At 55.1% G+C, this 25,731-nt stretch carries 24 protein-coding genes and 1 riboswitch; of the genes, 8 read left to right on the top strand and 16 right to left on the bottom strand.

The window, feature by feature from the left end:
• Nucleotides 1-151: 151 nt before the first annotated feature.
• The gene (prlC, locus tag FQK12_RS13395; protein WP_014227144.1) at nt 152-2,194 is read left to right on the top strand and encodes an oligopeptidase A; all 2,043 of its coding nucleotides are present in this window, start codon (nt 152-154) and stop codon (nt 2,192-2,194) included.
• A gap of 7 nt (nt 2,195-2,201) precedes the next feature.
• Nucleotides 2,202-2,966, top strand: coding sequence for a 16S rRNA (guanine(1516)-N(2))-methyltransferase RsmJ (gene rsmJ / locus FQK12_RS13390; protein ID WP_014227143.1), 765 nt, complete (start codon nt 2,202-2,204; stop codon nt 2,964-2,966).
• A 138-nt stretch (nt 2,967-3,104) separates the two neighbouring features.
• Here the strand turns inward: rsmJ and dtpB are convergent, their stop codons facing one another.
• On the bottom strand, nt 3,105-4,571 hold the full coding sequence (gene dtpB / locus FQK12_RS13385; RefSeq protein ID WP_014227142.1) for a dipeptide/tripeptide permease DtpB: 1,467 nt from the start codon (nt 4,569-4,571) through the stop codon (nt 3,105-3,107).
• Between the two features lie 72 nt (nt 4,572-4,643).
• On the opposite strand from dtpB, the gene FQK12_RS27310 reads away from it, so the two are divergent.
• A complete protein-coding gene (locus tag FQK12_RS27310; protein ID WP_014227141.1) occupies nt 4,644-4,817 on the top strand; it encodes a hypothetical protein in 174 nt (57 codons plus the stop codon).
• A 12-nt stretch (nt 4,818-4,829) separates the two neighbouring features.
• Here the strand turns inward: FQK12_RS27310 and uspA are convergent, their stop codons facing one another.
• Nucleotides 4,830-5,267 carry a universal stress protein UspA gene (gene uspA, locus FQK12_RS13380; RefSeq protein WP_004126268.1) on the bottom strand — a complete coding sequence of 146 codons (438 nt, stop codon included), beginning with the start codon at nt 5,265-5,267 and terminating at the stop codon, nt 4,830-4,832.
• A 380-nt stretch (nt 5,268-5,647) separates the two neighbouring features.
• On the opposite strand from uspA, the gene uspB reads away from it, so the two are divergent.
• Entirely contained in the window at nt 5,648-5,983 is a 336-nt protein-coding gene (gene uspB, locus FQK12_RS13375; protein ID WP_004855171.1) for a universal stress protein UspB, read from the top strand.
• Between the two features lie 66 nt (nt 5,984-6,049).
• On the opposite strand, the gene pitA is transcribed toward uspB, so the two are convergent.
• Nucleotides 6,050-7,546 (bottom strand): inorganic phosphate transporter PitA, encoded by a 1,497-nt coding sequence (pitA, locus tag FQK12_RS13370; protein ID WP_014227140.1) that lies wholly within the window; start codon nt 7,544-7,546, stop codon nt 6,050-6,052.
• A gap of 229 nt (nt 7,547-7,775) precedes the next feature.
• On the opposite strand from pitA, the gene FQK12_RS13365 reads away from it, so the two are divergent.
• Nucleotides 7,776-8,972: an NAD(P)/FAD-dependent oxidoreductase gene (locus FQK12_RS13365; protein WP_014227139.1), complete on the top strand. Its 1,197-nt coding sequence runs from the start codon at nt 7,776-7,778 to the stop codon at nt 8,970-8,972.
• Nucleotides 8,973-9,006: 34 nt separating this feature from the next.
• Here FQK12_RS13365 and FQK12_RS13360 read toward each other — a convergent pair whose 3' ends face one another.
• From FQK12_RS13360 to FQK12_RS13340, 5 genes are all read right to left on the bottom strand, one after another.
• On the bottom strand, nt 9,007-10,890 hold the full coding sequence (locus FQK12_RS13360) for a sigma-54-dependent Fis family transcriptional regulator (RefSeq protein WP_014227138.1): 1,884 nt from the start codon (nt 10,888-10,890) through the stop codon (nt 9,007-9,009).
• 142 nt (nt 10,891-11,032) lie between these two features.
• Complete coding sequence (locus FQK12_RS13355) at nt 11,033-12,196, bottom strand: metallo-dependent hydrolase (protein ID WP_014227137.1); 1,164 nt, start codon at nt 12,194-12,196, stop codon at nt 11,033-11,035.
• A gap of 12 nt (nt 12,197-12,208) precedes the next feature.
• The gene (locus tag FQK12_RS13350) at nt 12,209-13,603 is read right to left on the bottom strand and encodes a DASS family sodium-coupled anion symporter (RefSeq protein ID WP_004126262.1); all 1,395 of its coding nucleotides are present in this window, start codon (nt 13,601-13,603) and stop codon (nt 12,209-12,211) included.
• Between the two features lie 66 nt (nt 13,604-13,669).
• Entirely contained in the window at nt 13,670-14,368 is a 699-nt protein-coding gene (locus FQK12_RS13345; protein WP_014227136.1) for an RraA family protein, read from the bottom strand.
• A gap of 10 nt (nt 14,369-14,378) precedes the next feature.
• A complete protein-coding gene (locus FQK12_RS13340; protein ID WP_014227135.1) occupies nt 14,379-15,332 on the bottom strand; it encodes a hydroxyacid dehydrogenase in 954 nt (317 codons plus the stop codon).
• Nucleotides 15,333-15,664: 332 nt separating this feature from the next.
• Here FQK12_RS13340 and FQK12_RS13335 point away from each other — a divergent pair, with 332 nt between their 5' ends.
• Complete coding sequence (locus tag FQK12_RS13335) at nt 15,665-15,997, top strand: LysR family transcriptional regulator (protein ID WP_038422952.1); 333 nt, start codon at nt 15,665-15,667, stop codon at nt 15,995-15,997.
• Here FQK12_RS13335 and FQK12_RS13330 read toward each other — a convergent pair.
• Nucleotides 15,963-16,976, bottom strand: coding sequence for a magnesium transporter (locus FQK12_RS13330; protein ID WP_004855147.1), 1,014 nt, complete (start codon nt 16,974-16,976; stop codon nt 15,963-15,965). The genes FQK12_RS13335 and FQK12_RS13330 overlap by 35 nt on opposite strands.
• 56 nt (nt 16,977-17,032) lie before the next feature.
• Nucleotides 17,033-17,216, bottom strand: a riboswitch (M-box (ykoK) riboswitch).
• 253 nt (nt 17,217-17,469) lie between these two features.
• Here FQK12_RS13330 and FQK12_RS13325 point away from each other — a divergent pair.
• The gene (locus FQK12_RS13325) at nt 17,470-18,027 is read left to right on the top strand and encodes a YagU family protein (protein ID WP_014227134.1); all 558 of its coding nucleotides are present in this window, start codon (nt 17,470-17,472) and stop codon (nt 18,025-18,027) included.
• Between the two features lie 50 nt (nt 18,028-18,077).
• Here the strand turns inward: FQK12_RS13325 and nikR are convergent, their stop codons facing one another.
• The 7 genes from nikR to FQK12_RS13285 form a co-directional block, all read right to left on the bottom strand.
• On the bottom strand, nt 18,078-18,494 hold the full coding sequence (gene nikR, locus FQK12_RS13320) for a nickel-responsive transcriptional regulator NikR (RefSeq protein ID WP_014227133.1): 417 nt from the start codon (nt 18,492-18,494) through the stop codon (nt 18,078-18,080).
• Between the two features lie 5 nt (nt 18,495-18,499).
• Nucleotides 18,500-19,270: a nickel import ATP-binding protein NikE gene (gene nikE / locus FQK12_RS13315; RefSeq protein WP_014227132.1), complete on the bottom strand. Its 771-nt coding sequence runs from the start codon at nt 19,268-19,270 to the stop codon at nt 18,500-18,502.
• A complete protein-coding gene (nikD, locus tag FQK12_RS13310; RefSeq protein WP_014227131.1) occupies nt 19,270-20,031 on the bottom strand; it encodes a nickel import ATP-binding protein NikD in 762 nt (253 codons plus the stop codon). The genes nikE and nikD overlap by 1 nt, the downstream gene beginning before the upstream one ends.
• Nucleotides 20,031-20,864, bottom strand: a complete 834-nt coding sequence (nikC, locus tag FQK12_RS13305) for a nickel ABC transporter permease subunit NikC (protein WP_014227130.1) — start codon at nt 20,862-20,864, stop codon at nt 20,031-20,033. The genes nikD and nikC overlap by 1 nt, the downstream gene beginning before the upstream one ends.
• Nucleotides 20,861-21,805 carry a nickel ABC transporter permease subunit NikB gene (gene nikB, locus FQK12_RS13300; protein WP_014227129.1) on the bottom strand — a complete coding sequence of 315 codons (945 nt, stop codon included), beginning with the start codon at nt 21,803-21,805 and terminating at the stop codon, nt 20,861-20,863. The genes nikC and nikB overlap by 4 nt, the downstream gene beginning before the upstream one ends.
• A complete protein-coding gene (nikA, locus tag FQK12_RS13295; protein ID WP_014227128.1) occupies nt 21,805-23,373 on the bottom strand; it encodes a nickel ABC transporter substrate-binding protein in 1,569 nt (522 codons plus the stop codon). The genes nikB and nikA overlap by 1 nt, the downstream gene beginning before the upstream one ends.
• Nucleotides 23,374-23,959: 586 nt before the next feature.
• Nucleotides 23,960-24,820 (bottom strand): LysR family transcriptional regulator, encoded by an 861-nt coding sequence (locus FQK12_RS13285; RefSeq protein ID WP_014227126.1) that lies wholly within the window; start codon nt 24,818-24,820, stop codon nt 23,960-23,962.
• 97 nt (nt 24,821-24,917) lie between these two features.
• Here FQK12_RS13285 and FQK12_RS13280 point away from each other — a divergent pair, with 97 nt between their 5' ends.
• On the top strand, nt 24,918-25,424 hold the full coding sequence (locus FQK12_RS13280; RefSeq protein WP_025106840.1) for a phenolic acid decarboxylase: 507 nt from the start codon (nt 24,918-24,920) through the stop codon (nt 25,422-25,424).
• The last annotated feature ends 307 nt before the right edge of the window (nt 25,425-25,731 follow it).

Raw genomic sequence — 25,731 nt, 5'->3', positions numbered from 1 at the left:
CGCTCTGGCCACAACGGCCAGACTTATCGCAGTAATACCCGCCTGCGCGCGGCGCCTGACATTGAAATTCAGCAAACTATCCCCCATTCTAGATCTCATGCTATAGCGCCGGACGCGCGCTTCATTCACCCAATTCAACAGGACTGCGCATATGACCAATCCATTACTGACGCCTTTTTCATTACCGCCATTCTCTGCCATCAAACCCGAGCACGTGGTCCCCGCGGTCACTAAAGCGCTGGATGATTGCCGGGCGGCGGTAGAGCGCGCGGTGGCGCAAGGGGCGCCGTATACCTGGGAAAATCTTTGCCAGCCGCTGGCGGAAGTAGACGACGTGCTGGGGCGTATTTTTTCCCCGGTCAGCCATCTGAACTCGGTCAAAAACAGTCCGGAACTGCGCGAAGCCTACGAGCAGACCCTGCCGCTGTTTTCGGAGTACAGCACCTGGGTTGGGCAGCATGAAGGCCTGTACAAAGCGTACCGCGACCTGCGCGACGGCGACCATTACGCCACCCTGAATACCGCGCAGAAAAAAGCGGTGGATAACGCGCTGCGCGATTTTGAACTCTCCGGTATTGGCCTGGCGAAAGAGCAGCAGAAACGCTACGGCGAAATCGCCGCCCGCCTCTCCGAGCTGGGCAATCAGTACAGCAACAACGTGCTCGACGCGACCATGGGCTGGACCAAGCTGGTCACCGATGAATCTGAGCTCTCCGGCATGCCGGAAAGCGCGCTTGCCGCAGCGAAAGCCCAGGCTGAAGCCAAAGAGCAGGAAGGGTTTCTGCTGACCCTGGATATCCCGAGCTATCTGCCGGTAATGACCTACTGCGACAATCAGGCGCTGCGTGAAGAGCTGTATCGCGCCTATTCCACCCGCGCCTCCGACCAGGGGCCGAACGCCGGAAAATGGGACAACAGCCCGGTAATGGCCGAAATCCTCGCCCTGCGCCACGAGCTGGCGCAGCTGCTGGGCTTTGACAGCTTTGCCGACAAGTCGCTGGCGACCAAAATGGCCGAAAATCCGCAGCAGGTGCTCGACTTCCTGACCGACCTGGCGAAACGCGCCCGTCCGCAGGGTGAGAAAGAGCTGGCCCAGCTGCGCGCCTTCGCCAAAGCCGAATTCGGCGTGGATGAACTGCAGCCGTGGGATATCGCTTACTACAGCGAAAAACAGAAGCAGCATCTTTACAGCATCAGCGATGAACAGCTGCGCCCCTACTTCCCGGAAAACAAAGCGGTTAACGGCCTGTTCGAGGTGGTTAAGCGTATTTACGGTATTACCGCGAAAGAGCGTACCGATGTGGACGTCTGGCATCCGGAGGTGCGCTTCTTCGAGCTTTACGATGAAAAAAATGAACTACGCGGTAGCTTCTATCTCGATCTCTACGCTCGCGAACATAAACGCGGCGGGGCGTGGATGGATGACTGCGTTGGCCAGATGCGCAAGCTTGACGGCTCGCTGCAAAAGCCGGTCGCTTATCTGACCTGTAACTTTAACCGTCCCGTCAACGGTAAGCCGGCGCTGTTCACCCACGATGAAGTGATCACCCTGTTCCACGAGTTTGGCCACGGTCTGCACCATATGCTGACCCGTATCGACACCGCCGGCGTGTCCGGCATCAGCGGGGTACCGTGGGATGCGGTCGAGCTGCCGAGCCAGTTTATGGAAAACTGGTGCTGGGAGCCGGAAGCGCTGGCCTTTATCTCCGGCCACTATGAAACCGGCGAACCGCTGCCGCAGGAATTGCTGGAGAAAATGCTGGCGGCGAAAAACTACCAGGCGGCGATGTTTATTCTGCGCCAGCTGGAGTTCGGCCTGTTCGACTTCCGCCTGCATGCGGAGTTCAGCCCGCAGCAGGGCGCGAAAATCCTCGAAACGCTGGCGGAAATTAAGCAGCAGGTGGCGCTGATCCCCGGGCCGTCGTGGGGCCGTTTCCCGCACGCCTTCAGCCATATTTTCGCCGGCGGATACGCAGCGGGTTATTACAGCTATCTGTGGGCCGACGTCCTGGCGGCGGATGCCTTCTCGCGCTTCGAAGAGGAGGGTATCTTCAATCGCGAAACCGGCCAGTCGTTCCTCGACAACATCCTTAGCCGCGGCGGTTCGGAAGAGCCAATGGTCCTGTTCAAACGCTTCCGCGGTCGCGAGCCGCAGCTGGACGCGATGCTTGAGCATTACGGTATTAAGAGTTAACCCTGTTGTGAAAATTTGTTTAATTGATGAAACGGGCGCCGGAGACGGCGCCTTATCTGTTCTGGCTGACCGCTGGGGGCTGGAGCAGGATGAGGACAACCCGATGGCGCTGGTGATGACGCCGGCGCATCTTGAGCTGCGCAAGCGCGATGAACCGAAGCTTGGCGGCATCTTTGTTGATTTTGTCGGTGGGACCATGGCCCACCGGCGCAGGTTCGGCGGCGGCCGCGGCGAGGCGGTGGCAAAAGCGGTGGGAATCAAAGGTGACTATCTGCCGGATGTGGTCGATGCGACCGCCGGTCTGGGAAGGGATGCCTTTGTTCTTGCCTCCGTGGGCTGTCGCGTGCGGATGCTGGAGCGTAACCCGGTGGTTGCCGCGCTGCTCGACGATGGCCTGGCGCGCGGCTACGCCGACGCTGAAATCGGCCCCTGGTTACAGGAGCGTTTGCGGCTGATTCACGCTTCCAGCCTGACGGCGCTGACCGATATCACCCCGCGTCCGCAGGTGGTCTATCTCGACCCGATGTTTCCGCATAAGCAGAAAAGCGCGCTGGTGAAGAAAGAGATGCGGGTATTTCAGTCGCTGGTGGGGCCGGATTTAGACGCCGACGGTCTGCTGGCGCCGGCGCGTCAGCTGGCGACCAAACGGGTGGTGGTTAAGCGCCCGGACTACGCGCCGCCGCTGGCGGATGTCGCGACGCCTAACGCGGTGGTGACCAAAGGCCACCGGTTTGATATCTATGCCGGAACGGCGATTGAGCCGCAGGGGTAAGCAACCTGCGTCAGGGCCCTTTCCCCGAGGGCGGCGCGATGCGCCTTGCCCGGGCTACGGGTTCTTGCGATCTGGGGGTTCTGTAGCCCGGATAAGGCGTTAGCCGCAATCCGGGAAACCTCGTCGACCGCTCCGTTTTTACGCGCTTTTTGTATTAATCATCCTGTTCAGCCACGGCACCATGATCGCCATGACCACCGTTACGCCCAGGGTCACCAGGCCAATTTTGCTGAAGACATCGGTATAAATCGGCAGCGTCTGTAGCGGGTCGGTAATATTATCCGGTACGGCGGTGAAGGTCGCCACGTAGCCGCCCAGCAGGAACGCGGCCGCCTGGGTTAAAAACCACATCCCAAGAATAAAGCCCATCAGATGCTGCGGCACCAGCGCGGCAACCATCGCCAGCCCCAGGGCGCTAATCAGCAGTTCTCCCAGACTCTGGAACAGATAGACCAGCACGATAAACCACGGCGAGGTCAGCCCCTGGGCGTCGGCAAACCACATTCCCGCCGCGGCTGCCGTCAGAAAGCCCAGCGCGCACAGGAACATGCCAAGGGTAAACTTCATCGGCATAGTCAGGTCTTTGCCCTTATTGCCCAAACGCGTGTAGATAGCGGCGAGGATGGGGCTGGCCACCACCACCCAGAACGGGTTTAGCGCCTGAAAGCTCACCGGGTTAATCGCGAAACCAAGTATTTCATGGTGAACGTTATTGATAGCAAAGAAGTTGAGCGAGGTGGGCATCTGCGCGTACAGAATATAAAACAGCACCGCTTCCAGCATCAGGATAAAGGCGACGAACATTTTGTTGCGCCCGGTTTTATCCAGCTTGAAGGCCTCGCGGAAGAAGAAAATCGTCACCACCACTGAGAGGATAATCAGCACCAGATTGGCGATTTTGACATTATGCATTAGCCAGGCGCAGAGAAAAATCATGACCACCGTACCGGCCAGCACGTACAGTAAATTGCGCAGGCTCAGCGGTTTGTGGTCCGGCCCAGAGCCGATATCTTTCACCATACCCCGACAGGCGAAGTAAACCAGCAGGGCGACGATCAGACCGGCGCCGCACAGGTTGTAGGTTACCGCATAGCCGAACTTGTCGGCAATCACCGGCGCCAGCGACAGCGACAGCAGCGAACCGATATTGATCGACATATAAAACAGCGTGAAGGCGCCATCCAGGCGGGCATCTTTTGGCGGATAGCATTTGGACAGCAGGCTTGCCGGGTTAGCTTTAAACAGGCCGTTACCCACCGCAATGGTCCCCAGCGCGATGAAAATCAGATTGGGTTTGAGCAGCGACAGGCCGGTCATAAAGTAGCCTGCGGCAAGCACAATCGCGCCCAGAACCAGCGTACGTTTCGTACCCAGCAGGTGATCGCCAACATAGCCGCCGATGGAGATAAGGCCATATACCAGCGCGGCAAACGCGCCAAAGGTAATAAACGCCTGCTCCTGAGAAAAACCGAGCTGTTTAACAAAGAAAACGGCCAGGATCCCCTGAACGCCGTAATAGCCAAATCGCTCCCATAGTTCCACAAAGAAGATCATGAAGAATGGGCGAGGTTGCTGCAGCAAGCCTGTCGGTGCGGTTGAATTCATCTTTCTTCGCCTTTAAGTCCTGTCCGGAAAAGTATGAACGCGTATGCCAAAACGCGCTGAAAAAGGTTAATTTTGCGTAATGATATGATGTTTATCTATTTTGGCGAATTATTATATGGCTATATTGCTTTTGAAATGGTTGATCAGCCTGGCATTGTGGTGATTATTTGGATTTATATGCTTTTTGCGGCGGGTGGGGGAAATAAAAACGCCCGCGTTGGCGGGCGTTGGTCATCAGCGAAATGAAATAACGGCCTGTTATTCGTCTTCTTCGTCGCGCAGCGGGACAATCAGCATATCCACGTGAACGGTGTTGATGAGCTGACGAGCCGAGGACATCAGTTTGCTCCAGAAGTCCTGATGGTGACCGCAAACCACGAGGTCCATATCATACTTTTTAATCGCATCAACCAGCACCTGGCCGAGATCGCCGCTGCCGCTCAGGGTCTCAGTGATCGGATAGCCCGCGTTGGTGGACAGCTCGCTTAACGCGTGGTGAGTCTCTTCGGAGATGCGTTTCTGCATGTCGCCCAGATTGACGTCAATAAGGCCGGTGTAGAGATCGGAGTAATTCACATCCACGTGGATCAGGGAAACTTTTGCATTGTAGGGGCGGGCCATAGAAACGGCTTTTTCTACCAGTACTTTGCTTTCCGGGGACAGGTCTACTGCAATGAGAATATGTTTGTAAGCCATGGTGTTACTCCTTCCATAAGTTGTCGATGACCGTTGGACCTGACAGCCAGCGCTGCCGCTTCGCCCGCGTCCTGCGTGCTACATTCGCGGGGGGGAGTCCTTAAGGACCTAATTGTAGAAGATATTTCTACCTTATAGCGCCCCTCGCGATCCGTCAATCCACCTTGTTCAGCGAATAGTTAAACAAATATATCCGACTTATGCATTGATAATGATTAACGTTGTGGTAAAAAAATTAACTGATCTCCTACACTATTTAATGAGCCGGTCGGATAAATAAACGTGATCGGAATCGCACTCTTTCACAGTACAGTCGGTTTGATATTGGGGAGCGGTAGTCCCGGAGGGAGCCTCCGAGGACGGGTCGCCGGGGAGGAGGTATGATCAGCACTGTTGCGCTGTTTTGGGCCCTGTGTATCGTATGTGTAGTGAATATGGCACGCTACTTCTCGTCGCTGCGTGCATTGCTTGTTGTGCTACGTGGTTGTGACCCTTTGCTCTATCAATATGTCGACGGCGGCGGTTTTTTTACGTCGCACGGGCAGCCCGGCAAACAGGTGCGCCTGGTGTGGTACATCTACGCCCAGCGCTACCGCGATCACCACGACGATGAATTTATCCGCCGCTGCGAGCGGGTTCGTCGGCAGTTTATTCTCACCAGCGCGCTATGCGGCCTGGTGGTGGTCAGCATGATTGCTCTGGCTATCTGGCACTAGCTTCACGATACAAAAAAAACGGGCCAGTTTCCTGACCCGTTTATCTTTCTTGTTTCTGATATTCGCTTAGATAATCTGCAGCGAGAGCCAGTACAGCGCGCCGGACAGCAGAATCGCCGCGGGCAGGGTCAGTACCCAGGCCATCAGGATGCTGGTGACGGTTTTCTTCTGCAGACCGCCGCCATCAACGAGCATCGTCCCCGCTACCGAGGAGGAGAGCACGTGGGTGGTGGAAACCGGCATACCGGTATAGCTCGCCAGACCAATCGATACGGCGGCGGTCATCTGAGCTGACATACCTTGTGCGTAGGTCATCCCTTTCTTACCGATTTTCTCGCCGATGGTGGTCGCCACGCGACGCCAGCCGATCATGGTGCCGATACCCAGCGCCAGCGCAACCGCCATAATAATCCAGATTGGCGCGTACTCGATGGTGCTCAGCATATCGGTTTTCAGCTTCTTCAGCAGACGCTTATCGTCAGCATTCACTTCCGGCAGCTTAGCCACTTTGTCAGTGGTGTCGGAGATGCAGAGCATAATACGGCGCAGATGGCTACGCTGTTCCACGGAGAGCGTGTCGTAGCTTTCGGTACCGGTCAGCATCGTCTTCACGCGGTCAAGCGCGTTGATGGTGTTTGCCGGGTGGCAGTGGAACTCGCCGTTTGCGGCAGCCCCTGCGTCCGGAGACGGGATGAGCTGCTCGGCGCCGGTCGCTTTTTTCAACAGCTCAGGACGCTGCTGGAAGAAGGTTTCCACGTTGTTGACCGCATCGCGGGTACGGGTGATTTCGTAGCCGGAAGCGTTCATATTGACCACGAAGCCAGCCGGAGCCACGCCGATCAGCACCAGCATCACCAGGCCAATGCCTTTCTGACCATCGTTCGCGCCGTGGGAGAACGCGACCCCAATGGCGGACAAAATCAGCGCAATACGCGTCCAGAACGGCGGCTTTTTCTTGCCGTCTTTCTTTTCACGCTCGGCTGGAGTCAGGTGGATACGGGCGCGTTTTTTGGTTCCGCTCCAGTAGCGACGCAGAATGAAAATCAGGCCGCCCGCCACGACCAGGCCAACGATTGGCGAGACGATCAGCGAGCCAAAAATACCCATGACTTTCGGGATGTTCAGCGCGTCCACCACCGACGTACCGGTCATCAGGGCATTGGTTAAACCAATACCGATGATCGCGCCGATCAGGGTGTGCGAGCTGGAGGCCGGAAGGCCGAAGTACCAGGTGCCGAGGTTCCAGATAATTGCCGCCAGCAGCATGGAAAAGACCATGGCGAGGCCATGTGCTGAACCCATGTTAAGCAGCAGGTCGGTCGGCAACATATGCACGATGGCATAGGCTACGCTGAGACCGCCCAACAGAACGCCGAAGAAGTTAAAAAGAGCCGCCATCGCCACAGCAAGCTGCGACCGCATTGCGCGAGTGTAAATCACCGTTGCAACCGCGTTTGCGGTATCATGAAAACCATTGATCGCTTCGTAAAAAAGCACGAAAGCCAGAGCAAGCAATAACAGTAATCCGGTATGTAAATCCAGACCGGCAAATAAATGTACCATAGGACGTTACGCCATTTTGAGGACATGAACGCGGCGCATTATCAGTGACTTTCGCGGCGCGGGCAAAGTGAAATATAGACTTTTTTTGATTTTCTTCCTGTTTAAGTTTTACCTTGTTGGGAGTATTCCTATATCTTTCAATGAGGTACGCAAATCTGTTTTTTTCAGTCTGGTGCGACCAGAATGAAAAATTTACAATTCCCGACAATCGGGATATGAGGAATGTTGTGTGGAAAGGTTTGATGCCATCGTAATCGGCGCCGGAGCGGCGGGAATGTTTTGTGCAGCGCAGGCGGGGCAGGCAGGCTGTCGGGTGCTGCTGCTCGATAACGGCAAAAAGCCCGGGCGGAAGATCCTGATGTCTGGCGGTGGCCGCTGCAACTTTACTAACATGTATATCGAACCCGCGGCATATCTCAGCCAAAACCCGCATTTTTGCAAATCTGCGCTGGCGCGCTACACCCAGTGGGACTTTATCGATCTGGTTAGCAAACACGGTATCGCCTGGCATGAGAAAACCCTGGGCCAGCTTTTCTGCGATGATTCCGCCGAGCAAATCGTTAACCTGCTGCTGGCCGAGTGCGAAAAAGGCGGCGTACACATTCGCCTGCGTAGCGAAATTATCAGCGTAGAGCGGGATGATGAGGGCTATACGCTACAGCTTAACGGCGAGACGGTGGCGGCGAAAAAGCTGGTGGTTGCCTCCGGCGGGCTATCCATGCCCGGCCTGGGCGCCTCGCCGTTTGGCTATAAGCTCGCCGAGCAGTTTGGCCTGAAGGTGCTGCCGACCCGCGCGGGCCTGGTGCCGTTTACCTTGCATAAGCCGCTGCTCGAACAGCTGCAGGTGCTTTCCGGGGTGTCGGTGCCGTCCACCATCACGGCGGAAAACGGGACCGTCTTCCGGGAAAATCTGCTCTTTACCCACCGCGGGCTGTCCGGGCCGGCGGTACTGCAAATTTCCAGCTACTGGCAGCCGGGAGAGTTCGTCAGCATCAATCTGCTGCCGGATTGCCATCTTGATGACTTCCTCAACGAGCAGCGCGCGGCGCATCCCAATCAGAGCCTGAAGAACACCCTGGCAATGCAGCTGCCAAAGCGGCTGGTCGAGTGCCTGCAGCAGCTGGGGCAACTGCCGGACGTCACCCTGAAACAGCTTAACGTTCGCGAGCAGCAGGCGCTGGTTGAGACGCTGACCGCGTGGCGCGTCCAGCCGAATGGCACCGAAGGCTATCGCACGGCGGAAGTGACCCTCGGCGGTGTCGACACCAACGAACTCTCTTCGCGCACCATGGAGGCCCGCAAGGTGCCCGGTCTGTACTTTATCGGCGAAGTGATGGACGTCACCGGCTGGCTGGGAGGCTATAACTTCCAGTGGGCGTGGGCGTCAGCCTGGGCATGCGCGCAGGCTTTAGCGGAACAGAAATAACCGCCTGCTCTGTATCAGCGGACCCGGCTCCGCCTTATCCGCTGATATTGTGCTGCTTTAATTTGCGCCACAGGGTCGTGGGGCTGATGCCGAGCATCACCGATGCTTTGGTCCTGTCCCCGTCGGTTTTTTCTATGACATGGGTAATCAGCCGTTTCTCTTGTTTCTTTAATAAATCGGTTTCATCTGATGCCACGCCCGCGGCCGGGAAGTGAGAGCTCTCGTTGGCGTCATCCGGTGAAATTTGACCGATCTGCAGCAAAACGTCTTTGCTCACTCGATCGATGTCCAGCAGGACGATGAGCCGGTAGATAACCGCCTGAAGTTCACGAATGTTGCCAGGCCAGCTATAGCGATGCAAAAAATCCACCGCGTCGGGGGTAAATGTGATTTGCCTACCTTGCTGATAAAGCAGGTGCTGAATCAACAACATGATATCGCCCGGTCGTTGGCGTAAGGCCGGTAGACTCAACTCAAGAATATTTATTCTATAGTACAGATCCTGCCTGAACTCACCGCTGGCGACGAGCTGGCGCAGATCTTTATTGCTGGCGGTGATCAGGCGAAAATCGGCGGTGATCAGCGTATCGCCGCCGAGACGAGAGAATTGCTTCTCTTGTAACACGCGCAGCAGCTTAACCTGTACCGATAACGGCGCTTCGCTGATTTCATCGATAAACACCGTGCCGTTCATCGCCATTTCAAACACCCCCGGTTTTCCGCCCTTGCGCGCGCTGGTAAATGCGCCGTCGGCATAGCCAAAGAGTTCACTTTCCAGAATGCTCTCGGGAATGGCCGCGCAGTTAATCGCGATAAAAGGGCCGTGGCTTCTGGCGCTATGGTTATGAATACTCTGAGCGAAAAGCTCTTTACCTGTGCCGGTATCGCCCAAAATATGAATGGGAAGTTCGTGGCGGGCGCACAGTTTAGCTTTTTTTATTACATCGCGTATCGCCGGAGACTGGCCAATAATGTCGTCGAAAGACCAGGTTGTGGAAAAACCGCGGAGTTTACTTTTTTTGCTGATACTATTTTGCCAAAGCGAACTTTCCTGGTTTAATCCTGTAATAATGCTATAAGATGTTTGGCGGTTGGAAAAATGACGTATGGAAATGTAAATAGTTTGGCCGTTAATATCAATGGCCTGTTCTTTAATATCTAATTCGTTAATAATGCTGGGGTAAATATCTTTAAATGCCTCTTTTTTGAATATTTTATCTCCGACATGACACTGGAATAAGCTCAGGCCGATAGCATTAATATTGATGATCTCACCCAACTGATCAATACACATGATGCCCTCACGTGCTTGATTCAGCGCGGCGTGGCTCATGATGAGCTTGGTATTTTCTCTGTTGAGATATTTTAATAGGCTATCGGCTTCATTGATGGCCTGCTCAATCGAAATATTATCGGTGTCTCCCATAATAGCATTGAGGTTATATTTTTTAGCCATTTCAGCAACCGTGAGGCCGCCGATGACCGTATGGTAATCGTTCTCTGAAAGATTTTTTATAACGTTTTCAATATCATTGTGGTTGTATACCTGGCAAATTTTAAACTCTTCGTTAGTCATGTTCTGATAATGACGTAAGGCATTACAAAATTGGGGGAAACCAACCGCGGCGATTTTTTGTGATTTGATTTTGGCCTGTTGTAAAATGCGATAAACGCCGTGAAAATCATGGGCGATCTCAATGACCGGGATACTAATATTGTTACGCAGGAGGGCGGCGGTGCCGCCTCGGCTAATAATTATCTTAGCGCCGGACTGGATCATCTCATTCGCTTTATCGAGAACGTCAGAATAACGAAATTCATATACCGGAACATCGAGCTTCCTCTCAATAAGAACATTCATGATGCGTTGGGTTATTGTTTTGGAAACTGAAAAAATGACAATTTCATTATTCTTCATATATTATTCGCTCAGGTGTTCTGGGTTTGCAATGTTTATTATATGGTGAGCACAGGGAGAATCAATGAGGGTGGTCATATAATACGATATTAAGAATAAAAGCCTTACGCATAGCAAATGCGTAAGGCTAAGTTTTTAGTGATTAGAAACGCAGGCGGCGGTAGACAATTTGACCGTTGCATAAGGTAGCGCAGTTATCGATATAACGGTCACCTTCGAGTTTGACCCCGTGGGTATCTTCAAAAATGACGTTCTCTTTTCGCAGCTTAACAATCGAAATATCAGCACTGGCGCCGGGCGCCAGGGTACCAATTTGCCCCTGCATTTTCATTAAGCGGGCCGGCGTGGCGGTTACCGCGCGAACGATATCGAAGAAGGACATTCCCATATTGAGATATTTCGACATGACGTGGAGCAGACTGTAGACCTTATCCGTCCGTAAGCTATTTCTCAGGGTGAGATCGGTGCTGATGATATCGGGATAAAATCCCTGCTCCATGGCGGTTCTGGCAACGTGAAAATCAAAGTGGGCCACGCCGTTTGAACAGTCGAAGATAACCCCTCTGGTCTGCGCCTCTTTTATTGCCGCATAGACCTCGCCCTGTTCATTGAGAATCGAGTGGCCGGTACCGTGGAAGCAGTGGGCGTAAATATCATCGGCATTAAAATAGCGGATCAGTTCATCGGCGCAGAGAAGAGAGTCCGTGACGTGAACGCAAATCGTGGTATCCAGTTTACGCGCCAGGGAGACGGTAGAGAGAAGAGGGTCGCTGGCGTACTGTTTCCCTTTGGCGATATCCTGGCTGTAGCGTAGTTTCAATCCCAGAATATTGTCTCTGTTGCTATTCAGCGTTTGGGCGATTTTCTCCTCGTTGTAATTCGCCGGATTGGTATTTTCCAGATACCCGGTCGGCCCGCCCCCGAGGGTGGAAAGCCCGACGTTGACCACGTTCAAATAGCTTTTGATTTTCACCATGGCAGGATGAATCACGCTATTGCGAAAAAGCGGATAATTCACCCAGCCGCTGCTGCCGGCATCGACCATGCTGGTGACCCCGTTGGGCAAGCATACGATGTCAGGGTTGACGCTGATGGCGGTCCCGCCGTGAAAAACATGACCATGGAAGTCGATTAAGCCAGGCAGCACGATACAACCCGCGGCATCAATCACCGTTTCGGCCTGCAAATCGTCAACGGTATTTAAGTCCACGATGCGATCGCCGATAACGCCAATATTACGATTAATATAATCATGACCTTCGGGATCGGCGACCAGACCGTTTTTAATCAGAATATCCAGTTTCATTTTATGCTCCCGTTAAATGCCGATAAATTTCCAGTAGGGAATACCGATCAGGAAGAAGATTAATACGTTGACCACCACCATGATGGTGCCCAGCATCCAGAACGTTTTTTGCGGGACGTAGCCGCTGGAGAACGTAAATACGCCCGCGCCGTTGCCGTAGTGCGTCAGCAGTGCGCCATAGCCTGCGGAGAAAGCCAGAGAAAGCGCCACGTACATCGGGTGCGCCTGGGTCGTCATTCCCAGGGTAAAGAGTACCGGATAGAAAGAGACGACGAACGCGCTGTTCGAGACAAAGAAATAGCGGACGGCAAGGCTGATAAAGACCAGCACGGCAATCGCGCTGATTTCATTGAGATGCGACAGGTCGAGATAGTTTTTGATAACGTCCACCAGAAAGACGTAGAACCCGCCTTTTGATAGGGCAACCGCACAGCCATAAAACGCGCCATACCAGACGAAGGTCTGCCAGGCCGATTTTTCGCTCACCACGTCATTCCAGCTCAGCACGCCGAAAAGCAGCAGACAGGCGAGGAACGCCAGGCCGACGGGAATAAAGGCGATGCCGGTGATGGAACCGGTCATCCAGCCGAGCACGCCCAGGACAAAGAACACGATCAGCAGCTTCTCTTCACGTTTTACCGGACCCAGCTCACGCAGGCCCTTCTCGGCAATTTCATTGACGTTATCGATAACTTTCAGTTCCGGCGCGTAGATTTTATACAGTATCCACGGCGCGAGCAGCAGCACCAGTCCGGCTGGCACCACGGCGGCTTTAAACCAGGTCATCCATTCGAGATTCACCTTCATGATCTCGTTGGCCAGCGAGACGGTAATTGAGTTGGTCGCCATCCCCGTCAGAAACAGGCTGGAGGTTCCCATTGAGACGACGTACATCAGGATGGTCAGATAGGCGCCGATTTTGCGGCTACCGTCGTCGGGCTTCGAGCCCAGCGCTTCGGCGATGTTCCTGAAGATGGGATAGGTAATGCCTCCCGAACGGGACATATTTGAACCCGTTGCCGGGGCCAGTACGGTATCCGTCACCATCATCAGATAACCCAGGGTGAGGGTATTTTTTCCATAGCGTTTTAGCAGCAGATAGGCGATACGTTTACCCAGTCCGGTAATAACAAACGCTTTGCAAATAATAAAGGCGCTGATAATAAACCAGACCATAGGGCTGCCAAAACCGGCAAACAGGGGAGCGGGGTCGAGAACCAGAGAGGCAAACCCGAGAATAATCAGCATAATGACCGCATCGGTAAACGGGCGCAAAACCAGCCCGCACAGCATCGCCAGATAGATGCCAACCATATGCCAGGTCGGTGCGGAGACGCCTTCCGGGTGCGGTATTATCCAAAATAAAACGGGGAAAAAGATAATGGGCAAGAGTTTTAAATAAAGCATTTTTATTACCTTTGCTTTAAAGCCGCGGCCCGTCAGGGCGCCGCGGCCTGATATTATTTAATCAAATTAACGATACATGTCGTCGATAAACTCAACGCCGGTCTCATCCAGTGATTTTTTGACCCAAAGGCGATTCGCGGTGCCGTTTTTGGCGGCCTCTACTTTGCTGGCATCGAATTTTGCATACTCTTTGGCTTTATTCAGTACGGCTTCTGCGTCGCCGAGGGGAATAACAATCACGCCATCCGCATCGCCGACGATCAGGTCGCCCGGACAAACCGCGACGCCGCCAACGGCGATCGGCGTGTTCACCTCCCCTGGACCTTGTTTAAACGGGCCTGCGGGGTTAGAGCCGGTAGCGAACAGCGGAAAATCGAGAACCGACAGCGCATCGATATCGCGGATAGGCCCGTCCAGCACGATACCGGCGATTTTTTTCATGCAGTGGGCATAGGCCACCATGATTTCGCCCATTAATGCCCGCGAACGGTCGCCTTCGTTGGAGACCACAATCACATCGTTCTCACCCGCCATATCCAGCGCGGCGTGCAGCATCAGGTTATCGCCCGCGCGGACTTTCACGGTGATGGCGAACCCCGCCATAATCGGCTTTTTCGGCGAAGAGATACGTTTAATGCCGTTACCCAGAACGGCAATACGGTTCATGGTGTCAGCAATATTCGCCGCCGGGAGCTGTTCAAATTCTTTAAGAAGATCGACGCTGCTGGTCGGACGCTTTAAAAAAATACGGTTACCAATAGTCATTTTTTTCTCCTTAAAAACCCGGGACCGGCCAGGACGGTTTCTTACCGGATAAGACTTCATCAATGCCAATCGCGGAATGGAGCGAGGCTCTGTCGGTCGCTTCAATGGTGGCGGCGCCAATATGCGGGGCAATCACGATATTGCTTAGCGAGAAAATCGGGTCGTTGGCATCAAACGGCTCTTTCTTTAAAACATCCACGCCCGCCCCGGCGATAGCGTGGGTGCTCAAGGCGTGATACAGCGCTTTTTCATCAACCAGCTTCCCGCGCGCGGTATTAATGAAATAGGCGGTAGGCTTCATCATGGAAAACTGTTTCTCTCCGACAAAACCGGTGGTTTCCGCCGTCGTCGGACAGTGCAGAGAAACGAAGTCGCTCTCTTTGAAAATACGGTCAAAATCGTTGGTAAGCTCTACGCCTTCGGGGATCTGCTGCTGGGTTTTATACGGGTCATAGGCGATAACTTTCATATTAAAGCCATGCAGCGCTTTGATTGCCACGCGTGAACCGATATTCCCGACGCCAATTAAACCCAGCGTTTTTCCATCCAGCTCCACTTTTGGCGTGCGCAGTTTCGCCCAGTAATAATCTTCAAGCATCTTTTCCTGTACCAGCTTGAAATTACGCGAGCAGTGCAGCATATAAAATATGGCCAGTTCGGCAACGGACATGCTGTTAGCAATTGGCGCATTTAATACCACGACGCCGTGACGTTTAGCCGACGCCAGATCGACCGTATCGTAACCGGCACCGTGACGCGCAACGACTTTCAGCTTTTTAGCCGCTTCAAATACGCGGTCGGACATTTTTGAAAGGCGGACGATAATACCGTCGCAATCGACGATGTCGCGAATGATATCTTCTTCTTCCATCCCTGAGCCGTTAATCAGTTGATAACCGCGGCTTTCCAGATATTCTCTCCCTTCTGCCATGATTTCCTGCGGGAGTAAAATTTTGTACGTCATTTAACTATCTCCAGTGTTGATTACGTGGAGGTAATTGCATGGCGTGTGCCATACATTCATGCAAGATGTGTATTTTTTGTAATGCTTTGATATATATGTGTATTTTGTTTTTGTGGTCAACGAGTTGTGGTGATGTTCTTCACATACCTGAACGCCGGAGTGAGGCCGGTTATTTAATTGTGAAATGGCTGAAATGCATAATTAAATGTGCGAATGGCGAGCTTCACACTTTATTTTATTTATATACGGAGAGCATTTTCTTGTAGCGATTGACATTGCCCGGTGGACAACTTAAAACGTAAGCCAAAGGTTAATCTGGAGAGGTTTCGGCAATGAATAAATCACAGGTGGAGATATTCATGCTTATGGTTCGGGAGGGGAGTGTTCATTTTGTATCGCAGCGGCTGAGTATTGCGCCTTCGTTGATAACAACCAGCGTATGTGCGCTTGAAAATGAACTGGGTTTCAACCTGATTAAGCGCGGCAGGAATATCAGAAAAGTTATCTTAACGGAAAAAGGACACGCTTTTTATCGGCTTGCTCCAGAGTTACTGAGATTGCTTAATGCGATTGCGGATATTCGGGCGGGAATAAAACAGCCCGGCAAGTCCTCCCCGCCGGGCAAAATAATCAGTTCAGCCCCAGGAAATACTGGGCAATTTTGAAGTAGATAATCAGTCCGGTACCGTCGATAAGGGTGGCGATAAACGGCGCTGAAACTACAGCCGGGTCGATGCCGACGCGTTTGAGCGTCAGGGGGATCACCGACGACACCACCGCGCTCCACAGGGTAATGCATACCAGCGTCAGGCTGACAATCAGGGTGATCTCCATGCCGATGCCCATCATCCAGGCGCGCAGGCAGCCCGCCAGGCCGAGCGTAATGGCAATCAGCAGCGAGGTTGAGACCTCTTTACGGATTACGCGTCCCATATCGCGCAGCCGCACCTCGCCGAGCGCCATGGAACGCACGAGGGTGGAGGTGATCTGCGTCCCGCTATTGCCGCCGGTACCAATCAACAGCGGAATGAAAAAGGCCAGCGCAATCGCCGACTCCAGCGCTTCCTCAAAATGCTGCAACACGCTGCTGGTATAGGCTTCGGCGACAAACAGCAGCAGCAGCCATACCGAACGTTTTTTCCACAGCGCCCACGGGCTGGTTTCCAGGTAGGGCTTTTCCAGCGGCAGCGTCGCGCCCTGACGCTGAGCATCCTCGGTCACGTCATCTTCCAACAGATGCGCGATCTCTTTTTCCATCAGGCAGCCGACCAGCTCGCCTTTTTCGACCACCGGCACGAGGTCGAGCCCGCGCTCGGCCAGCTCGGCGACCACCTGCGGCCGCGGGTCGTCAGGCCTGACGCGAAACAGGCAGCTATCCATTAAATAACGAATGGACTGGGCGGTATCGCTCTCCTGCAGCAGCTTTTTAATCGATAAACTGCCGCGCAGTTTTTTCCCGGCGACGACAAAAACCTGGCCGGGGATCTCATCGCTGGCCAGCTGAGAAACGAACAGCTCACGCGCTTCATGAACGCTGAAATGTTCCGGCAGGGTAATGAAATCGGTACGCATGTACTGGGCGATCGCGTCGCCGTCGAACGCTGCGGTAGCCTGATGTGCGGCGCACAGTTGAATGGAAGACATGGTGTAATTCCCTATAAAAAATCACTCATAGGGGCGAACAAGACAGGATGAGCACAGGCAGATCCCTACGTCCTGGTTTTAGCACTGCACAACGTATCTGCCCGGCATGAATGCCGTCAGAAGTTACCTTGGCAACACCTTGATTCGATGGAAGCCTGTATTTCCCTGAGTGGTCTCTCTCGATACCAACAGGGCGGTAACTTATGTTTATGCAGGAGCCTCGCCATAACGAGATCGTTAAATGAGGCCTGATTATTCGCGAAGAGAGATGATTAACCAAGCATATAATTCATGTGGTTTATTAATTGTTGAGAAAAGGCGAAAGTTTATTGCGATCAGGGCGATACGGGGATTTTTCCCTCTTAGGGTGAACAAAATTTTTTCAAACTATACTTAGCAATGGATGCGTTATAAATGCTATTTCCCGCGAGATTGTTGGTTGAAAAAACTGAGGTGACCCATCGTATAAGCGATATTTAAGAGGAACGCTGTTATGTTGAAAAGCAGGATTAATCTTCAGGTTATTATCTGGACGACGCTCATTGGAGGGTTCATTAGCTCTCTGGTGAAGTCGGGAACGGAAGCTAATATGCCGCCCCGCGTGGCGGGCGAGATATCGCCCCCGGCGGCGCATATCGACGCCTGGCTCGGCTGGCTTGGCATTAATTCACACTCGCTGGACTACGTTTATCAGGGGGTGACAATCCCCGGCGCCGTCATGCTTTACCACTGGCTGTTCAGCTTTGCTTTTGCCTTTCTCTATGTCTTCATTTCCGCATACTGGCCGAAAATCCGGCTTTGGTACGGCGCGGCCTATGGTCTGATTATTACTCTCGTTATGCACGGCTTCCTCATTCCCGCGCTGGGCTTCAGGCATCCCGCCTATTTAAACGGGGAAACCGGGTGGCTGTGGAACCTGAATGGCTACGAGCTGTGGAGCGAAACCCTCGGACATATTTGCTGGTCGTTTTCGATTGAAATCAGCATGATTGCCGTTCTTGCCCTGCTGGCAAAACCGATACGAGGCGCATGGGCCAACGAGTCGCCATAATGGCGTTAGTCCCGATCGCGCGTTAAAGAGTCATTTATCGCATCCCACTGCTATGAGTGGGGTGACTCCTTCTCCGTTGGCAAACACTGCAAATGGCCGTGGCGCACGCCGCGCTGGGCGATAACGTCATCGGCAAAATGCTGAACGTCGCCCATATCGCCTTTCAGCACGGCGATTTCCAGACAGTCGTCATGGTTGATATGTACGTGGAGGGTGGCGACGGAGAGGTCGTGGTGGTGATGCTGGGTGGAAACTAAACGGCTGGCTAAATCGCGCTTCTCATGTTCATAAACATAGGAGAGTACCGCGAAGCCCTGGGTGCTGTGCTCCTGAGCGCTTTCCTGGGCCAGCGCGCCGCGCAGAATATCGCGGATGGCTTCGGAGCGATTATGATAGCCGCGGCGCTGGCTCAGGCTATCCAGCGTGTCGAGTAAATCGTCATCAAGAGTAATCGTGATACGTTGCATCTGTTTTAAACCTTATTACGGCGCACGGGAAAGGCGGGAAGTACCGCATTTTGTAACACGCGACCGGCGTGGGAAGAAAACGTTAATTTGTCGCCCACGACCTGCGTCTCAACGATTTGCCCCTCATCCATCACCATCACCCGCTGGCAAAAACGCTCCACCAGACGTAAGTCGTGGGTGATAAACAGACAGGCGGTGCCAAACTGTCGCTGAAGCTTTTTGAGCAGACCAATGACGCCCGCCTGGAGCACCAGGTCGAGGTTAGACACCGCCTCATCAAGGATCAGCAGCTGCGGCTCAACCGACAGCGCGCGCGCCAGGCAGACGCGCTGTAGCTGTCCGCCGCTCAGCTGCGGGGGGCGCTTATCGAGCATGCCATCATCGAGATCCACCGCCCTGAGCATGTCGCTTGCCCGCGCCAGCTGTTCCGCTTTCGTCAATGACAGCAGATGTCGCATGGGTTCACGCAAAATCTCGCGTACCGTTTTACGCGGATTCACCGCGCTGATGGCGTCCTGAAACACCATCTGAATATCCCGACGGAACGCCTTTTGCTTGGCGCGATTGAGCCGGGAGAGCGGTTCTCCCCGCCAGCAGACGCTGCCCTGAGTGGGGGATTCCAGGCCAACGAGCAGGCGCGCCAGGGTGCTTTTCCCGCAGCCGCTGCGTCCCAGCAGGGCAACGGTTTCACCGCTTTTCAGCGCTAAAGAGACCTCTTTTAGCACCGTTGAATCGGTATATTGATGGGTTATCGCGGATACGCTCAGTAATGTCATCAGGCCAGCTCCAGTCCGTAGAGGGCGAGATGCGCCGCCACCAGGCTGCGGGTGATGCTGTGCTGCGGAGCGTTGAACAGGCTTTCGACATCCCCCTGTTCCACAATGCAGCCGCTATCCATCACCGCCACATCGTCCGCCAGCCGCGCCACGACGCCCATATCGTGAGTGACCAGCAGCATCCCGGGCCCACGGTTTTGCATAACACCTGCCAGCAGATCGAGAATGCGCGCCTGGGCCACGGCGTCCAGGTCGGTGGTGGGTTCATCGGCAATGATAAACGGCGCCTCGCACAGCAGCGCCATGGCAATCATCATCCGCTGCAGCATGCCGCCGCTCATCTCGAACGGATAAAGCTTCAGGACGCGCTGCGCCTCCTCCAGCCCAACGGCTTCCAGTACCGCCGTAAGCGTGGCGTCGTCTGCGGGTTTACCCAATGCCCGGCAGGTTTCCCGCGCGTGGGTCGCCATGGTGTGCAGCGGATTAAAGGCGCTGCGCGGGTTCTGCATAATGGTGGCGATTTTGCTGCCGCGCAGCTCGCCGGGGGAGACCGGCTGGCCGTCGGCGAGGATCATCCCCGCCGTTTGCCGTACGCCGGGAGGCAAAATGCCCAGCGCCGCCGCGCAGGTTAGCGATTTTCCGCTGCCGCTGCCGCCAACCAGCGCCAGCACGCGCCCGCGTTTGAGCGTCAATGATACGCCGTGCACCAGCGGACGCTCGGCCTGTAAGACGATGTTTTGCAGTGTAATTTGTTGCGGCATTAGTGGGCGTGCTCCGCGATCAGATGAGGATCCAGGCGATCGCGCAGCGCGTCGCCCACCATGTTGAAGGCCATGACGGTGATAAACAGCGCCAGTCCCGGCCAGAACATTTGCAGCGGCTGGGTCCAGATATACTGGCGGGCGTCGTTAATCATCACCCCCCACTCGGCGGTTGGCGCGGTGACGCCGAGGCCGAGAAACGACATCCCGGCGACGTGCAGCATCATATGCCCGATATCCAGGGTCGCCAGCACCAGCAGCGACGGAATGACCGCGCCGGCCAGATGGTCGACGAATACCCGCACGTGTCCCGCGCCGGAAAGCCGCGCGGCGAGCACAAATTCGCGCTGGCGCAGGGAGATTGTCAGGCTGCGCACCATCCGCGCATACCACGCCCAGTGCGACAGGGCGATGGCGATAATTACGTTGGTCAGCCCGGTTCCCAGTACCCCCACCATAAAGAAAGAGAGGATTGAGGTCGGGAAGGTCATAAACAGATCCGCGATGCGCATGGTGGCCTGATCGACGCGGCCGCCGATAAGCCCGGCGCAGCCCCCGACGAGGAGTCCCAGCGCCAGCACCAGCAGCAGGCAGGCCATCACCGAGCCGAGCGATACGCGGGTCGCCGCCAGCAGACGCGAGAAGATATCGCGCCCCAGATGATCGGTACCGAGCCAGTGCTGGCTGCCGGGCGGCAGCAGGCGCGAAGGCAGATCGATCGCCTGCGGATCGTACGGCAGCCACCACTGGCTGGTGAGCGCAACGACCGCCAGCAGGGCGATGATAAGCAAAGAAATGCGGACGGACCCGCGTGAAGAGAGGAAAAAGTTCACGAGCGCGCTCCTTCATGGCAGCGAATGCGCGGGTCCAGCGCGGCGTTCAGCAGATCAACCATCAGGTTACAGACCACAAAAACGATCACCATCATCAGGGTGAAACACTGAATCACCGGATAATCGCGATTAAAAATCGCCGAGACGGCGTAGCGGCCCACGCCGGGCCAGGCAAAGATATTCTCGATAATCATCGTGCCGCCAATCAGCTCGCCGATATGCATCCCCACGGCGGTAATCATCGGCAGCGAGGCGTTGCGCAGAATATGGCGGCGCTCGGTTTGCCTGTCGTTCAGGCCGCGCAGTCTGGCCCAGGTTACGTGACGCTGCCCGGCGACTTCCAGCATGCTGGCGCGCAGCAGGCGGGCGTTGATCGCCAGCGACATAAAGGCGATCGACACCGCCGGCAGAATGATGTGCTGCCAGCCGCCATAGCCCATCGCCGGCAGCCATTGCAGATAAACCGAAAAGAACATCACCAGCAGGAAAGCCAGCCAGAAGTTGGGCATCGACACGCCGAGAAAAGCGATGATCCGCACAATAAAATCCGGCAGGCGGTCGCGGTGCCGCGCCGCCCAGATGCCCAGCGGTACGGAAGTGAGGAGGATCAGCACCAGCGCGGCGCCGGCCAGCTGCAGCGTGGCGGGCAGAAAGCTCAGCATGTCATCCAGTACCGGACGCTGGGTGGCGAACGAAACGCCAAAATCCAGATGCAGCGCCTGCCACAGCCAGCTGCCGTACTGGACGATAAGCGGCCGCTCCAGCCCCAGCATCGCGCGGGTTGAGGCCACCATCTCCGGCGTCGGCGGCAGGTTTGACAGGCGCAAATAGTCCAGCGCCGGGTCACCGGTGCCCAGGCGCAGCATTAAAAAGATAATCACCGAGGCGGCGAAGATCATCGGTATCAGCAGCGCGACCCGCCGCAGCGCGTAACGTAACATCAGGGTTTCACCGGCTTAATCTGTTCAAACGGAATTTCAGACGCGATCGGCGCGTAGGGAATCGCCCCCAGCTCCGGTCTGGCGACCACCATCATCGAGACGTAACTGATGGGCAGATAGACCGCATCGTTGTGCAGTCGGGTCAGCAGGTCTTTGTACAGCGCCTGACGCCGCGTTTCATCGGTGGTTATCAGCACCTCGCCGATTTCTTTATCAATAATCGGTTTGTCGGCTAATCCCTGCTGCGCCTGAAAATCGGCGTGCGACGGTACGCGCATCGAACTCATAAAGGCGTGCGGATCGTAGGGGGCGCCCCAGGTACGGTTGAAAATCATGCCGAAGCGACCATCGCGCTGGCGGGCATAAATACTGCTCTCTTCCTCGCCGACCAGCGCCACGTCCACGCCAACCTGGCGCATATCGGCCTGAATGATTTCCGCCATCGATTTGCTTAGCGCGTCGGTACCGATAAACGACAGCTCAACGCGCAGCGGCAGGCCGTTTTTCTCGCGAATATCCTTACCCGCAGGCAGGACCCAACCCGCGTTTTCCAGCAGCGCCTTCGCCTGCTGCGGATCGTACCGGCGCGGCGTCAGGCCAATATCGGCATAGGGCACGGTGGGGGCGAACAGCGTATCGGCCACCTGCTGAGTGCCGTACAGGGCGTTATCAATCAGCGATTTTTTATTCACCGCAAAGTTCAGCGCTTCGCGCACCGCTAGCTCGTTGGTGGGGGCTTTGGCGGAGTTCAGCGCCAGCATCACCGTCTCTATCGGGCGGGAAAGCTGGGTACGGTAGGCCGGGTTGTGGCTGAAGCGGTCGAAGGTGTCGAGCGGCAGCAGCCCTTCGTTGCCGTAGAGCAGGTCAATATCGCCGGTTTCAAAGGCCACCGCGCGGGTCGTCGGGTCCGGGATCACCTTGACGGTAATTTTTTCAATCTGCGGCTTTTCGCCCCAGTAGCGCTCGTTACGCACCAGCACGTCGTACTGATTGAGTTTTGATTCCTTCAGCAGCCACGGACCGGTGCCAATCGGCGCTTTAATGCCGTGCAGGGTCTCATTGTCTTTGAACTGCGACGGGGCGATAAAGCGGAAAGGGCGCGGCAGCGCCAGCTCCTGTAAGAACGGATAATAGGCGCTTTTCAGGGTGATTTGCAGCTGGTTTTTGTCGAGCGCGTTGACCTCGACGATCTGATTAACCAGCTCCAGCCAGGCGTGGCGCTGGCGGTTATCGAGCACCACGCGGAAGTTCTCCGCGGCGGCATGGGCGTCAAACGCTTCGCCGTTGGAAAATGTCACGTCATCGCGCAGGGTGAAGGTCCAGACTTTGCCGTCCGCCGAGTGGGTCCAGCTTTTTGCCAGCCAGGGTTTCACCGAGCCATCCGCCTGATACTTTACCAGCGGCTCATAGACCATGCTCTGGGCGTACATCTGGTTGGGCGTATAGAGGTGCGGGTTGAGCGGCCCCACGTTGACCGGCCAGGCGGTGGTGATTTCATTGGACGCGGCGCAGGCCAGCAAAGGGGCGCAGGCGAATAGCGCCAGCAGGGTGGTGCGGATAATAGACAAGGCTTTTTCTCAGCGACAGGAAAGTATGACGATTTTAAAGATTCATCATACTTTCGGCGTAAGCTGGATCAATATCGGGCCTGAAAGTATAAGAAAACGGTATATCTCTTTTGGCTGTATGAGCTTACGAACCCGCCTGCAGCCCGGCTAAACGCAGCGCAAGCCGGGAAGCATCAGCTTCGGCACATTTCCCGGAGGCGATGCTGCGCATCTGTCCGGGCTACCGGCTCGCAGACGGCGGGGAACCCGTAGCCCGGGCAAGGCGCGTTAAGCGCCGCCCCCGGGAGCAGACCGCAGAGAGGCTGAATTTCCCGGAGGCGATGCTGCGCATCTGTCCGGGCTACCAGACCACAGACGGTAGGGAACCTGTAGCCCGGGCAAGGCGCGATAAGCGCCGCCCCCGGGAGCAGCGCGCAGAGAGGCTGAATTTCCCGGAGGCGATGCTGCGCATCTGTCCGGGCTACCAGACCACAGACGGCAGGGAACCTGTAGCCCGGGCAAGGCGCGATAAGCGCCGCCCCCGGGAGCAGACCGCAGTGATTCTGTAGCCCGGCTAAGCGCAGCGCGAGCCGGGTAAACAAGCCCATCAGGGCGCTCTGAACAGATCCAGCAGCGTGGCGACCTGCTCATCAATAGGTGTTAAATCACGCTTAACGATCAGGTGCAGCGGCGTTGCCCGCCGCGCGCCGTGTCCCAGCGGCAGCGCCTTCAGCACCCCTTGTTGAAGCTGTGGGCCAATGCGCTCTTCCGGCAGCCAGCCAAATCCGACCTGATACAGCACCGCATCGATGGCGGCATCAATAGTGGAAAACGTCCATGCATCGCGGGAAGATTGCGGGTCGTTGCTGCGGTCGGCGATGCGCACCAGCGGCCAGGGGGCCAGCGCGCTGTCGTCCAGCGGCCCCGCCAGTGCGGAGAGTGGATGATCGCGATGGGCGACGGCGACAAAATCAATGTTCATCAGCCATTCGCCGCGGCCGGTAATATCCTGACGGCGGGTCAGCACCATCACGTCCGCCTCGGTGCGGGCCGGATGCTCTTCCTCAACGTTTTCCAGCACTTCGGTCAACCTGACCTGAGTTTGCGGGTAGCGCTGTTGAAACTGGCGCAGAATGGCGAACAGCCGCTGGCGTGGGAAAATGCTGTCGACCACCAGATCCAGCCGGGTCCGGGCGCCGTCTCGCAGGGTGGCGGCATGGGTTTCGACATAAGAGAAGGCCTGCAGCAGCGGCTTAACCTGGCCGAGCAGCAGCTCGCCTGCCGGGGTCAGCACCGCGCGACGGCCCGATGGCGTCAGCAGCGTAACGCCCAGCCGCTCCTGCAACAGCGCGAGATTATAGCTCACCGACGACTGGCTGCGGTGGGTCTCGTCCGCCGCCTTCGCGAAGCTACCCAGCTCGACAACTTTCTCCAGCAGCGCCCATTGTTCCAGCGTAGTCTTGTGCATAATCCATCTAAAAAGTGAATGGGTTTAATCCAAACATAGCGTTATTCATCCATTTTTTAAAGCAGTATGCTTGTTCTCAACAAACAGAGGAGAACAGATTATGAGCACATTCGACAAACATGACCTGAGCGGTTTTATCGGTAAACATCTGGTTTATACCTATGATAATGGCTGGAACTACGAAATTTACGTTAAAAACGGCACCACCCTGGATTATCGCATTCACAGCGGTATCGTGGCGAATCGTTGGGTGAAAGATCAGCAGGCTTACATCGTTCGCGTCGGCGAAAGCATCTACAAAATTTCCTGGACCGAACCGACCGGTACCGACGTGAGCCTGATCGTTAACCTCGGCGATAAGCTGTTTCACGGCACCATCTTTTTCCCGCGCTGGGTAATGAATAACCCGGAGAAAACCGTCTGCTTCCAGAACGATCATATTCCGCTGATGGTCTCTTATCGTGAAGCCGGTCCGGCTTATCCGACAGAAGTGATTGATGAGTTTGCCACCATCACTTTTGTGCGCGATTGCGGCGCGGATAATGACGAAGTGATTAATTGCCCGGCTAATGAATTACCTGACAACTTTCCTGCCAACCTGTAATCATTTTGAAATAGTTTCGTGATTCGACTGGATTTTTTATATTTGCTGAACGATGTTTAAAGATAGCTTATTGGAATCTGGTTGAGCATCCGTTTACTTTTCGCCAATGCGTTCCCGCTATTTCTCCGTCAAGCGGGAACGCTATAGCGCCTTTTTCTGCAATAAATTCCAACCTATCTCAATGATTTTTAACAAAATCATCATGCATATCTAATTAATATTAATTTCTTAATATTATCCTAAGCAAAGCTGACTAAATTTAATAACATCTGAATACAAAATAATGAAATGCGCCATCGGACTGATT

The sequence above is a fragment of the Klebsiella sp. ME-303 genome, assembly GCF_007910085.1.
GTDB lineage: Bacteria > Pseudomonadota > Gammaproteobacteria > Enterobacterales > Enterobacteriaceae > Klebsiella > Klebsiella michiganensis.
Note: the sequence above shows the minus strand (reverse complement) of the source record. Positions and strands in the feature narration are given on the sequence as shown.

What these genes read in the sequence shown, in the direction of transcription:
- prlC (WP_014227144.1), top strand. Translation starts at nt 152, where the DNA reads ATGACCAATCCATTACTGACGCCTTTTTCATTACCGCCATTCTCTGCC.
- dtpB (WP_014227142.1), bottom strand. Translation starts at nt 4,571, where the DNA reads ATGAATTCAACCGCACCGACAGGCTTGCTGCAGCAACCTCGCCCATTC.
- uspA (WP_004126268.1), bottom strand. Translation starts at nt 5,267, where the DNA reads ATGGCTTACAAACATATTCTCATTGCAGTAGACCTGTCCCCGGAAAGC.
- uspB (WP_004855171.1), top strand. Translation starts at nt 5,648, where the DNA reads ATGATCAGCACTGTTGCGCTGTTTTGGGCCCTGTGTATCGTATGTGTA.
- pitA (WP_014227140.1), bottom strand. Translation starts at nt 7,546, where the DNA reads ATGGTACATTTATTTGCCGGTCTGGATTTACATACCGGATTACTGTTA.
- FQK12_RS13360 (WP_014227138.1), bottom strand. Translation starts at nt 10,890, where the DNA reads ATGAAGAATAATGAAATTGTCATTTTTTCAGTTTCCAAAACAATAACC.
- FQK12_RS13355 (WP_014227137.1), bottom strand. Translation starts at nt 12,196, where the DNA reads ATGAAACTGGATATTCTGATTAAAAACGGTCTGGTCGCCGATCCCGAA.
- FQK12_RS13350 (WP_004126262.1), bottom strand. Translation starts at nt 13,603, where the DNA reads ATGCTTTATTTAAAACTCTTGCCCATTATCTTTTTCCCCGTTTTATTT.
- FQK12_RS13345 (WP_014227136.1), bottom strand. Translation starts at nt 14,368, where the DNA reads ATGACTATTGGTAACCGTATTTTTTTAAAGCGTCCGACCAGCAGCGTC.
- FQK12_RS13340 (WP_014227135.1), bottom strand. Translation starts at nt 15,332, where the DNA reads ATGACGTACAAAATTTTACTCCCGCAGGAAATCATGGCAGAAGGGAGA.
- FQK12_RS13335 (WP_038422952.1), top strand. Translation starts at nt 15,665, where the DNA reads ATGAATAAATCACAGGTGGAGATATTCATGCTTATGGTTCGGGAGGGG.
- FQK12_RS13330 (WP_004855147.1), bottom strand. Translation starts at nt 16,976, where the DNA reads ATGTCTTCCATTCAACTGTGCGCCGCACATCAGGCTACCGCAGCGTTC.
- FQK12_RS13325 (WP_014227134.1), top strand. Translation starts at nt 17,470, where the DNA reads ATGTTGAAAAGCAGGATTAATCTTCAGGTTATTATCTGGACGACGCTC.
- nikR (WP_014227133.1), bottom strand. Translation starts at nt 18,494, where the DNA reads ATGCAACGTATCACGATTACTCTTGATGACGATTTACTCGACACGCTG.
- nikE (WP_014227132.1), bottom strand. Translation starts at nt 19,270, where the DNA reads ATGACATTACTGAGCGTATCCGCGATAACCCATCAATATACCGATTCA.
- nikD (WP_014227131.1), bottom strand. Translation starts at nt 20,031, where the DNA reads ATGCCGCAACAAATTACACTGCAAAACATCGTCTTACAGGCCGAGCGT.
- nikB (WP_014227129.1), bottom strand. Translation starts at nt 21,805, where the DNA reads ATGTTACGTTACGCGCTGCGGCGGGTCGCGCTGCTGATACCGATGATC.
- FQK12_RS13285 (WP_014227126.1), bottom strand. Translation starts at nt 24,820, where the DNA reads ATGCACAAGACTACGCTGGAACAATGGGCGCTGCTGGAGAAAGTTGTC.